At 67.9% G+C, this 11,434-nt stretch carries 7 protein-coding genes and 1 pseudogene; 6 read left to right on the top strand and 2 right to left on the bottom strand.

Annotated features, from left to right (window positions below; all coding sequences use genetic code 11):
• The 3 genes and pseudogenes from QLH51_RS19365 to QLH51_RS19355 all read left to right on the top strand — a co-directional run.
• A pseudogene (locus QLH51_RS19365) lies at positions 1-112 on the top strand (IS5/IS1182 family transposase); the annotation flags it as partial.
• A 111-nt stretch (positions 113-223) separates the two neighbouring features.
• Positions 224-1,069 (top strand): subclass B3 metallo-beta-lactamase, encoded by an 846-nt coding sequence (bla, locus tag QLH51_RS19360; RefSeq protein ID WP_206429319.1) that lies wholly within the window; start codon positions 224-226, stop codon positions 1,067-1,069.
• 49 nt (positions 1,070-1,118) lie between these two features.
• A complete protein-coding gene (locus tag QLH51_RS19355; RefSeq protein WP_125662615.1) occupies positions 1,119-1,523 on the top strand; it encodes a YbaN family protein in 405 nt (134 codons plus the stop codon).
• Here the strand turns inward: QLH51_RS19355 and QLH51_RS19350 are convergent.
• The gene (locus tag QLH51_RS19350) at positions 1,498-4,068 is read right to left on the bottom strand and encodes a GAF domain-containing hybrid sensor histidine kinase/response regulator (protein WP_125662611.1); all 2,571 of its coding nucleotides are present in this window, start codon (positions 4,066-4,068) and stop codon (positions 1,498-1,500) included. The two genes, QLH51_RS19355 and QLH51_RS19350, sit on opposite strands and share 26 nt — an antisense overlap.
• Positions 4,069-5,023: 955 nt before the next feature.
• On the opposite strand from QLH51_RS19350, the gene QLH51_RS19345 reads away from it, so the two are divergent.
• From QLH51_RS19345 to QLH51_RS19335, 3 genes are read left to right on the top strand one after another with little or no spacing between them, the layout of a single operon-like run.
• Positions 5,024-5,581, top strand: coding sequence for a PAS domain-containing protein (locus tag QLH51_RS19345; protein ID WP_206429318.1), 558 nt, complete (start codon positions 5,024-5,026; stop codon positions 5,579-5,581).
• Positions 5,574-9,023 carry a CheR family methyltransferase gene (locus QLH51_RS19340; RefSeq protein ID WP_283514668.1) on the top strand — a complete coding sequence of 1,150 codons (3,450 nt, stop codon included), beginning with the start codon at positions 5,574-5,576 and terminating at the stop codon, positions 9,021-9,023. Before QLH51_RS19345 ends, QLH51_RS19340 begins: the two co-directional genes overlap by 8 nt.
• Entirely contained in the window at positions 9,016-9,408 is a 393-nt protein-coding gene (locus QLH51_RS19335) for a response regulator (RefSeq protein WP_125662606.1), read from the top strand. Before QLH51_RS19340 ends, QLH51_RS19335 begins: the two co-directional genes overlap by 8 nt.
• A gap of 16 nt (positions 9,409-9,424) precedes the next feature.
• Here QLH51_RS19335 and QLH51_RS19330 read toward each other — a convergent pair.
• The coding region (locus tag QLH51_RS19330; RefSeq protein ID WP_283514667.1) for a TonB-dependent siderophore receptor at positions 9,425-11,434 on the bottom strand (2,010 nt) is incomplete at its 5' end.

The raw sequence follows: 11,434 nt of genomic DNA, 5'->3' as shown, positions 1-11,434 counted from the left end.
ATGCCGACGCCTCGCCAAGGACTGGGAGGCTTCCATCGCCTCGTCAGAAGCATGGCTCATCATCGCATCCATCAGGCGAATGACCCGCCGTATCGCAAAGCTCGAATTATGAGTCGGGCTCTAAGGATCGGACCGAGAGATGATCCTTTGTCCGGGCGCCGTTTGCGCGTCAATGCTGTCGCCGATCATGACGAAAGGGACGGACATGCAGTATCGATCGATCTTGAAGCGATGCGCGGCGATCGCGCTTGCGGTAGCGGCTACCCCGGCGATCGCCGCCGATCCGCCCGCATGGAGCACGCCGGTCGAGCCGTTCCGCATCACCGACAACGTGTTTTACGTCGGGACGCAGGGGCTGTCGGCCTATCTGATCGTGTCGTCCGAGGGGGCGATCCTGCTCGACGGCACGCAGGACCGCAACGCCGCGCTGATCGAACGCAGCATCCGTCGGGTCGGCGTGCCGCTGTCGCGGGTGAAGCTGATCGTCAGCAACCATGCGCATGACGATCATGTCGGGGCATTGGCGCGGATCAAGCGCGATACCGGCGCGCGCTTCGTTGCGAGCGCCGGCGATCGCTGGGCGCTGGAACATGGCACCAGTCGCGGCGATGTCGACTACACGCCCCGCCGCTATCCGCCGGTCAAGGTCGACCGGGTGATTCGCGACGGCGAGGTCGTGCGGCTGGGCGATGTCGCACTGACCGCGCACCTGACACCGGGCCACACGCCGGGCTGCACCAGCTGGAGCATGACCGCACCCGACCGGGGCACGGCGCGCCGGATATTGTTTCCATGCAGCATCAGCGTCGCCGGGAACCGGCTGATCGGCAATCGTGCCTATCCGGGGATCGCCGGGGATTTTCGGGCGACCTTCGCCAGGCTGGCGGCGATGCAGGCAGACATCGTGCTGACCAGCCATCCCGAAGCGGCGGACGTCGTGGAACGCGGCGCGCGGCGGCGGGCTGGGCAGCGCGACGCCTTTGTCGACCGCACGTTGCTGCCCCGGCTGGTCGCCGGATATCGCGCCGATTTCGACCGGGATCTGGCGGCGCAGCGCAAGGCGAAATAGCGCTCGCGAAGCGGTATCGGCTTCGCGGCGAAGGCGATATGGTCGCCCGATGTCGCCGTCCCTTTCGCCCAGCCCGCTCGGGGGCCGTTTCGTGCGCTGGGGATGGATCGCGCTCGGCTGGTTCTTCGTCGGGCTCGGCGTCATCGGCGCGCTGCTGCCGGTGATGCCGACGACGATCTTCCTGATCCTCGCCGCGGGGTGTTTTGGGCGGGGGGCGCCGCGGTTGGAGCGACGGATGTTCAACCATCCGCGGTTCGGGCCGACGCTGGTCGCGTGGCGGCGGGACGGGGCGATCGGGCGGCGGGCCAAGGTCATGGCGTGCAGCGGCATCGCCGCGGGATACGGCCTGTTCCTGTGGGGCGCGCGGCCCGGCGTCGCGCCGGCGCTGGTCGTGGCGGCGGCGATGGCGGCCTGCGCCGCCTATGTCGTCACGCGTCCGGCACCTCGCCGATGATCGTCACGACCGGCATCAGCGCCGCAAGGCTGATTTCCAGCTCGGCATGGCGGAACGGCTTGGTCAGGCGCGGGATATCGGCGTCGATCCCCGCTTCGTCGGCATAGCCCGACACGATCAGCACCGGCAGGCCCGGATGGCTGACCCGCAGCAGCTGGGCCAGATCGGCGCCGCTCATCCCCGGCATCAGGTGGTCGGTCACGAGCACGTCGGGGACCAGCCCGTCCGCCATCGACCGCAGCGCCTCCTCCGCCGATGCCGCCTCGACCACGTGATAGCCGAGGTCGGCGAGCATGTGCGCGGTGCTCATCCGCACCAGATCCTCGTCGTCGATCAGCAGCGCGGTGCCGAGCTGCGCCGGGATCACCGACAGTTCGAGCGGGCGATCCTCGTCGGCCGGCGTCGCGGCGCTGACCGGCAGCCACAGGCAGATGGTGGTGCCGACCCCGGCCGCGCTCTCGATCGTCAGCCCGCCGCCCAGCTGCGCGGTCAGGCCATGGACCATCGACAGGCCGAGGCCCGTGCCCTTGCCCACGCCTTTGGTCGAGAAGAACGGTTCGATCGCGCGGCGCAGCGTAGCGGGGTCCATGCCGCAGCCGGTGTCGCCGACGCTCAGCCGGATGTAATGCCCGGGCGAGAGGTCGGCAGGACCGTTCGCCGCGACGCTGCGGCGACACGCGGCGATGGTCAGCGTACCGCCGTCGGGCATCGCGTCGCGCGCGTTCACCGCAAGGTTCAGCAGCGCCATTTCGAGCTGGTTGAGGTCGGCACGCGCCGGGGCCAGTTCGTCCAGTTCGACCCGCACCGCGATCGTCGGGCCGAGAGTCGATTCGATCAGCCCGGCCATGCTGTCGATCACCCGCGCGACATCGACCGCGGTCGGTTGCAGCGGCTGGCGCCGGGCGAAGGCCAGCAGCCGCTGGACCAGCATCCTGGCGCGCTCCGCCGATTGCAGCGCCCCCGCGATCAACCGCTGTTCGCGCTCGGTGCCGATGCTCTTTCGCACCAGCAGGTCGAGCGAACCGATGATCGGGGTCAGCAGGTTGTTGAAGTCGTGTGCGACGCCACCGGTCAGGCTGCCCATCGCCTCCATCTTCTGGCTCTGGCGCAGCGCGTCGCGCGCGATCTCCAGATCGGCCTCGCGCGCCTTCGCCTCGCTCAGGTCGCGGCCGACCGCGACGAAGTTCGTGCCATCGGCCTCCGGGGCGACGGTCCACTCGATATGCTTCCATTCGCCGCTGCGCGTGGCGATGCGGTTCTCGAAGCGCGTGGGACGGTGCGTCTGCGCCATCTGCGCGATCGCCAGCATCGTGTGCGGCTGGTCCTCGAGGTGCATGAAGCTGGCATAGCCGCGCGTCAGCAGCTCGATCTCGCTCCACCCCAATACCCGCGACCACGCCGGGCTGACCGCCGACATCATCCCGTCATAGCTGGCGCGCGCCAGCATGTCCTGCGACAGGTTCCACAGCCGGTCGCGCTCGGCCGAGCGGACCGCCACCTGTTCCTCCAGCGTCTCGTTCAGCCGGAGCAGTTCCTCCTCGGCCCGCGCCCGCTCCACCGCGCTCTTCACGCGCTCTCCGACCTCCTGGACCAGACTCTCCTCGGCCGCGGTCCAGCCGCGCGCGGTGGCGGATTGTACCGCAAGCACCCCGACCCATTCGGTTTCGTCGAACAGCAGCACGTCGATGAACGCGCCGACCCGGCGATCGGCGAGCCCGGCGCGTGCTTCTTCGTTCAGCCGCGCGTCATGCGCCACGTCAGCCAAGACGATCGGTACGCCGGAACGATAGGCGTCGAGCAGGTCGGGGCCGAACGCCTCGAGCGAATGGATTCCCTTCAACGAGGGCACGCCGCGGCAATGATCGAAATCGACGGTCATCATGCCGCCGCCGATCTCGGCGTAGAACACTCGGCTGGCATCGATCCATTCACCCAGCCGCTCGGCCGCGACCATCATGATCGCGTCGCGGGTGGTCAGCGGACGCAGCGCGTCGGACAGCGTCAACAGGAACTGCGTGCGCCGAGCATTCGCCACCCGCTCGGTCGTCTCCGCGAGGATGCAGACCACGCCCGCCGGATCGCCCCGTTCGTCGAGCACCGGCGAATAGTCGAGGTTCATCCACACCTGTTCGGGCCGGCCGTTGCGGTGCAGCGTCAGCTCCTGATCGCTGTAGCGCAGCGTTCCGCCGGCAAGGCCGATGCGCATGACGTGATCGTTGAAGTCGGCGACCTCGGGCCAGCCCTCGCGGACCTTCGAACCGAGCAGCTGCGGATGCCGCTTGCCCGCGAAATGCGAATAGGCGTCGTTGTAGAGCATGACGCCATCGGCGCCCCACAGCATCACGATCGGGACCGGCGAGCGCAGCAGCAGCGCGGTGGCGGTGCGCAGGCTCTGCGGCCACCCCTCGATCGGGCCGAGCGGCGTGGCGTCCCAGTCCAGCGCGGCGATCAGCGCGGCACAGTCGCCACCGCCCGACAGGAACGCATGGACGGCGACGGGGGCGGGCGTCGTACGAAGCGTATCGACGATACGGAGGTCGGACATCGAAACGGATCGATCCTGCAAGAAACACCTCGTCGGGCGGAGACCGGCTTCCCGCACCTGCGACATACAATGACGTGCCACCTGTAGCGCAAACGGGTTTTCGAGGGAAATGTTACGTTTGGGGCGGGGGTACGCTGGATCGGGGCTGACATTCAGTCGTTCCGGGCGGACCATCCGCTTCCGCCACCCCGGACCTGATCGAGACCTCTGCAAAAGCCCTCGATCCCTATAGCCGGATGATCTTGAACGGAACCGTTCGTCCTGAGTAGCCGCTGAGCCTGTCGAAGCGGCGTATCGAAGGACTGTGGTGATGCTTCGATACGGGCCTTCGACAAGCTCAGTCCCTACTCAGCACAAACGGTTCTACCTGAGGTCGTCAGGCTCTACCCCGGCGAAGGCCGGGGCCCAGTTGGGGGGCATTGGCAAGATACGGAAAGGCCTTGCCAACTGGACCCCGGCCTTCGCCGGGGTACGGCGAGGCGTTAGCTCTGTTCGAGACTTTCGCAGAGGTCTCGGTCAACCCCCGGGGTGATGATACGCGCGGAAACGTCGATCGGCCCTGGAGTTTGATCCATCCGACTGGAAACGTCACCCCAGCGAAGGCTGGGGTCTCCATCGGCCCCTGCTGCTGCGCGCTATCACCGGGAGATCCCAGCCTTCGCTGGGATGACGCCCGTTTCAACAGGGATGGATCAAATTCCGGGGGCCAAGGGGCAAGCGGTTGTTTTGCCTGGCTCTGGACCCCCGCCTGCGCGGGGGTACGCTGGATCGGGGCTGACATTCAGTCGTTCCGGGCGGGCCATGGGCGTTGCGGAAACGTCGGTTCCGTCCTGACCCGTCGCTTCCCGGCCTGCCTGCACCCGCCACCATGACTGTCCCATATTGCGCACGGCCGGACTGTCCTCCGCCGTGCTTTGCGGCTAATCGAACGGTTCGTAGCTGGATCGGAATTTGCGTGTCGCCCGAACTGCCTTCCCCCCTGACCGATTATTTCCTGCAATCGCGGGTCGCGCTGGCGCTGGCGACGGCCGGGGGCGACAACCACCTGCTGCTGGTCAGCGAACCGTTCTGCACGCTGACCGGATACCGGCCCGAGGACGTGCTGGGCCGCAATTGCCGGATGCTGCAACGGGATGCGGCGAATGTCGAACCGCGCGCGCGACTGCGCGAATTCATCGAACGTGACGGGCAGGCGAATGTCCGGACGCCGATCGTCAATTTCCGCAAGGACGGGACGCCGTTCGTCAACCTGCTCTACATCTCGCGGCTGCGGTCGATCGACGGGGAGACGCGCTATTTCTTCGCATCGCAGTTCGACGTCAGCCGGTCGCAGCCCGACCTGCTGGCCGATTACGACGACCTGCTGACGGCGACGCTGGGCCGGCTGGTCCCGATCGCGGGCGATGCCGGGATCGTGGTGGAAGGTACGCTGATGACCATCGCCAACAGCGCCGCGATCGTGGCACAGGCGAAGATGATGCTTGCCGATCTCGAGTCCGCGCCCGGTGCATGACGTCGTGAAGCCGACGTCCGACGGCACCCGGGAAGCCGTCGCCGACGCCGTGCCGATCGTCGGTATCGGCGCGTCGGCCGGCGGGCTGGAGGCGCTGCGCGAGATGCTGGCGCCGGCCAGCCTGCCGACCGGACTGGCGTTCGTCGTGGTCCAGCACCTCGACCCCAATCACGAAAGCATGCTGGCGCAGCTGCTCGACCGCAACACCGTGCTGGAGGTGCTGCAAAGCGCGGGCGGCGAGCGGATCCGGCCCGACACCGTCTACATCATCCCGCCCGGCCGTGGCCTGGCGATCCGCGACGGCGTGCTGGAACTGACCGATTTCGAACAGCCGCGCGGGCTGCGCCGGCCGATCGACGATTTCTTCGTCTCGCTTGCCGGCGACCAGCAATCGAACGCCGCCTGCGTCATCCTGTCGGGCACCGGCGCCGACGGCACGACCGGCCTGCGCGCGATCAAGGAACATGGCGGCCTGTGCGTCGTGCAACAGCCCGAAAGCGCGCGCTACGACGGCATGCCGCTGTCGGCGGTCGGCACCGGCATGACCGATTTCGTCAAGCCGCCGGGCGACATCCTGCCCTGCCTCCAGGCGTTCTTCGAGCGGCGCGGCACCGACCCGATCGAGCCCGAGGCGAACGTCGTCGCCGACCATGTCGACGAGATGTGCCGGGTGCTGCGCAACGCGATCGGCCACGATTTTTCAGGCTACAAGCGCTCGACGCTGGTCCGCCGGGTCGAACGGCGGATGCACGTGCTGGGCATCGATACCGGGCGCGCCTATCTGGGCCGCATCCGCAGCGATGCCGCCGAATGCGAGGCGCTGTTCCGCGACCTGCTGATAAACGTGACCCGCTTTTTCCGCGACGCCGATGCGTTCGAGGTGCTGCGCACCCGCGTGGTCGAGCCGCTGATGGCCGATCGCAGCGCGGACGAGGATATCCGGGTGTGGGTCGCCGGCTGTTCGAGCGGCGAGGAGGCCTATACCATCGCCATGCTGTTCGCCGAGGCGGCGCGCAAGTCGGGATCGCCGCTGGCCGTGCAGATCTTTGCGACCGACATCGACGAACAGATGCTGTCGATCGCGCGGGAGGGCAGCTATCCCGCGGCGGCGATGGCCGACATGCCGCCGCATCTGCGCGAACGCTATACCGTGCCGCACGCGGAACGATTCACCATCGCCGCGTCGATCCGCGACATGATCCGCTTTTCCAGCCACAGCGTGGTCAAGGACCCGCCGTTTTCGCGCATCGACCTGGTGTCGTGCCGCAACCTGCTGATCTATTTCGACGACCGGTTGCAGCAAGCGGTGCTGCCGCTGTTCCATTATGCGCTGCGTCCGGGCGGTTACCTGTTCCTCGGATCGTCGGAAAGCGTCGGGCGGTTCGAGCATCTGTTCATGGCCGTCGACCAGCAGGCGCGGCTGTTCGAACGCACGCAGGGCGCGCCCAGCTATCCCATCGACCTGCCGGGCAACCAGCGCCAGCCGGTCGTGCGGCGCGAGCCCGACACGCGCGGCGCGGGTTCGGCGCTGTCGAGCGAAGGGCTGGCCACCCGCCGGATGGTCGAGCGCTATGCCCCGCCCAGCCTGATCGTCGATCAGGACGGGGGCATCATCTCCGCGTTCGGCAAGCTCAGCCGCTATTTCGAATTTCCGGTGACGCGCACCGGTGGCAGCAGCGCGGTGAACCTGGCGCGACCGGGCCTGCGCAACGTCGTCGGCCCCTTGCTGCGGCAGGCGCGCGACGAACGCCGCCGGGTGGTCGCGCGCGACGTTTCGGTCGAGACCGACCATGGCACGCAACCGGTCGAGGTGATCTGCGACCCGCTGGGCGACGGTACGCTGCTGTTCGTGTTCCGCGATACCGGGCCGTTCGTGCCGTCGGACCATGGCGAGTCGCTCGACCTCGAATCCGGTGACGATCATCTGGAGGCGCTGGAGGACGAACTGCGCCTGACGCGCCACCGGTTGCGCGCCGCGATCGAGGAACTGGAGACGGCGAACGAGGAGCTCAAGAGCTCCAACGAAGAAATGATGTCGATGAACGAGGAGCTTCAGTCGACCAACGAGGAGCTGTCGACGGTCAATGACGAGCTGAAAAGCAAGGTCGACCAGCTGACCGTCGCCAATTCCGACCTGCGCAATTTCTACGAATCGACCGAGCTGGCGGTCGTCGTGCTCGACGCCGACATGAAGGTGCGCAGCTATACCGATTCGGCGACCCGCATCTTCCCGCTGAAACCCGCCGATCGCGGCCGGCCGCTGACCGATGTCGCCAGCCGGTTGCAGGATTCGACGCATCTCGACGATGCGCGCGCCGTGGCGGCGGGGGCGTCGCCGATCCAGCGGCGGGTACGGACGATCGATGGCCAGCACGTCTTTTCGATGCGGGTGCTGCCGTATCGCACGCAGACCGGGCGGGTGGACGGCACCACGCTGGTGCTGACCGAGATCACCGACGCGCTGGCGCTGGAGCGGCAGCTGGCCGCCGAGCGCGAGCGGCTCGACCTGGCGATCAAGGCGGCAGGCATCGGGGTGTGGGAATATTGCCCGGAGAATGGCGACCTGACGCTCGATCCGGTCGAACGCCAGCTGTTCGAGGTCGACGGCGATGCGAAGGCCGGGATCGACGTGCTGCTCAACCGCATCGACCCCGACGACCTGCCGAAGGTCGAGGCATCGCTGCGCCGCGCGATCGAGCGCAGCGGCGATTTCGAGGCGACGTTCCGCCTGCGTCGCAGCGATGGCGGGGTCCGCTGGGTCAAGGGGTTCGGCCGGGCGATCGCCGGGTCGGCGCCGCAGCGGCTGGTCGGCGTGTCGATCGACGTCACCCCCGAATATGCGCTGGCCGAAACGCGCGAGCTGATGCTGCGCGAGATGAACCACCGGGTGAAGAACCTGTTCGCGGTGATCGCGGGCATGATGACCATCGCCGCGCGCAGCCATGACGACGTGCGCAGCTTCGCCGACGACCTGCGGAACCGCATCGCGGCGCTTGGCAGCGCGCATTCGCTGGCGTCGCCGGCGGGGCGGCCGCATGCGGTGGGGCTGGACGACATCGTCGCGACGACGCTGGCGCCGTATCGCGACCATGCGCGGATCGAAATCGACGGTCCGGTCGTTGCACTCGATCGAAGCTGTCTGTCGCCCCTTGCGCTCATCCTCCACGAATGGGCGACCAATTCGGTCAAATACGGGGTGCTGGGCAGCGGTGGCGAACGGGTCCTGCACGTACAGTGGCAGGTCGGGGATGACGGGATCGTACTGACATGGACCGAGGATGCGGGCGCGATGCATGACCGGGAACCGGGCAAGCGGGGTTTCGGATCGGTGCTGGTGGAAACCAGTGTCCGACAACTGCGTGGCGTATTGACCGGCACGGATGCAGACGGGCACCTCCATCTGGAGGTCCGCCTGCCGGCCAGCGTCATCCTGCATGACTAATCCGGTCCTGCTCGTCGAGGACGAGCTGTTCATCGCGCTGGACGTGCAGGCGACGATCGAGGCTGCCGGCTTCGAGGTCGAGGGGCCGTGCATGACGCTGGTCGAGGCGCAGGCGGCGGTCGCGCGGCACGGCGCGGCATTCGCCGCCGCGGTGCTCGACGTGCGGCTGGCCGACGGCACGGTCTTTCCGGCGGCCGACCAGCTTCATGCCGCGGGCGTGCCGTTGATCTTCCATTCGGGCCATGCCGATGACGAGGCGCTGCGCGAACGCTATCCGCAGGCGATGGTCTGTCCCAAGCCCAGCGCCCCGGCGGCGCTGTCCGAAGCGATCCGGCGCAGCGCCGCGGCGAACGGTTCGGACACGGAACAGCACGCGGCGGGCTGACGCCGGCCGTCGCGGATCAGGACGCCAGCCGCACCGACACGCGCACCGTTCGCGGCTGGCCGGGGAAGATCCATACCCGGCTGTACGAGCTTTGCGCATAGCGTTCGTCGAACAGGTTGTCGGCCTCGGCGCGCAGCGTCAGGCGCGGCGACAGGGCGTATTCGACCGCCGCCTTCGCCTTCACATAGGACGGCAGCACGACATAATCCCGCTCGATCGACCCGGCACGGTCGCCGACATAGCTCACGCCGGCGCTGACCGACACGCCGCGGCCCGTATCGTCGAGGAAGCGGCCGAGCGCGAAGATCGTCCCGCTGTGATCGGGGACGTTGAGCGCACGGTCGGTGGGAAAGGCGGCGTCGTCGACCCGCGCGCGCGTCCACGCGTAATTGCCGACCAGCTGCCAGTGCGGCGCGATGCGCACCGATCCGTCGAATTCGATACCGCGGCTTCGCAGGCTGCCGACGGGGGCGAGGAAGTTGGAATCGACCGGATCGTTGGTCAGGATGCCCTGCTTGCGGATGTCGAACCAGGTCGCGGCCACGTCGATCCCCGGCCAGCGCCCGGCGATGCCGACCTCGTACCCCTTGCCGCTTTCCGGCGCGAAGCCCTGTCCGACGCGATCGGTGCCCGAATTGAGCACGAAATTCTCGCCCCAGTTGGCATGGACGGCGATGGCGTCGGTCGCCTGATACCTGGCGCCGAGGCGGAAGTGGAATGGCTGGTCGACGGTGCGTCCGATCCGACCGGTATTGTTGTTCAGGATGCGCTGGCGATAGGCATCGAAGCGGATGCCGCCCGACAGCGTCAGGCGATCGGTCGCCTCCCACATATCCTGCGCATACAGCGTGCCGACCCAGCGCTTTTCCCGATTGTTGGTGAAGGGCAGCAGCGTCGGCGGCCGCTGGCCATAGACGGGCGCGAACACGTCGATCGCGTACGGATTGCCCCCGGTCGCCGGGTTGCCCGGATTGCGCCGCATCCAGCGCTCGGCATAGTCGAGGACATAGCCTTTCATCCCGAAGCTCGGCCGGTGGTCGCCGACGCGGCCCGACAGTTCGAGGCGGGCCGACAGGTCGTCGACCTCGAAATCGCGCGAACGGCGCTGGCGCCACAGCGTGCGGTCGTCGACCAGCCGCGACTGGTCGGATGACAGCCCCTTCAGCGTTCCCGTCCGCCACGCCACGCCGCCGTTGACGATCCAGTCGTTGCCGAGATCCACCAGCCCGGTCAGCTGGTGGCGCTGGTTGCGGAACCGGGTCAGCCCGTCATTGGGTTCACCGAAATAGGCCGAGCGCCGCACCGCATTGGCATCGCCCCGGATCGCCGGGATGCCGCGGTCGAACAGCGTGTCGAAGCGCGTGATTTCCCCGATATAGGTCAGGCGCACGGCATCGGACGGACGCCAGGTGAGCGATGGCGCCACCACCTGCCGCTCCAGCGTCACGAAATCTCGCCAGCCGTCCGAATCCTCGGCCGCGACGACGATCCGCGCCGCCAGCCTGGCGGTGATCGGGCCGGTCGCATCGACCTCCACCCGGCGGGTATCGAACGATCCGTAGGTGAAGGTCGCATAGGCCGACGGCGTGAAATCGGGCGTCTTGCTGACGATGTTCACGCGGCCGGCGGGATCGATATCGCCGAACAGCGCGCCGGCCGGGCCCTTCAGCAACTCGATCCGTTCGGTCGTCGCCGGATCGCGCGGCGGGCCCATGCCGCGATTGGCGAGGAAGCCGTCGACATAATATTCGGCGCCCCCGTCCGGCGTGCCGAGAAAGCCGCGAATGGCGAAATTGTCCATCACCCCGCCGCGATTATTCTGGTTGCTGACCCCGCTGACCAGTTCGAGCGCGTCGGACAGGCGATAGGCCCCGGCGGCGGTCAGCAGGTCGCGTTCGATCGAGCGGCTGGACTGCGACAGGCTGTGGGTGGCGTGATCGGAGGAGAGGGTCGCATCCTCGCCGGTGCGCCGGTTGCCGAGCACGACGATCTCTGCGGTATCCTCCGTCGCGGGTCGGGCGGGGGC

It is taken from the genome of Sphingomonas sp. 2R-10, assembly GCF_030062225.1.
Classification (GTDB): Bacteria; Pseudomonadota; Alphaproteobacteria; order Sphingomonadales; family Sphingomonadaceae; genus Sphingomonas.
The sequence above is the reverse complement of the archived record's forward strand: the minus strand, read 5'-3'. Positions and strand labels throughout refer to the sequence as shown.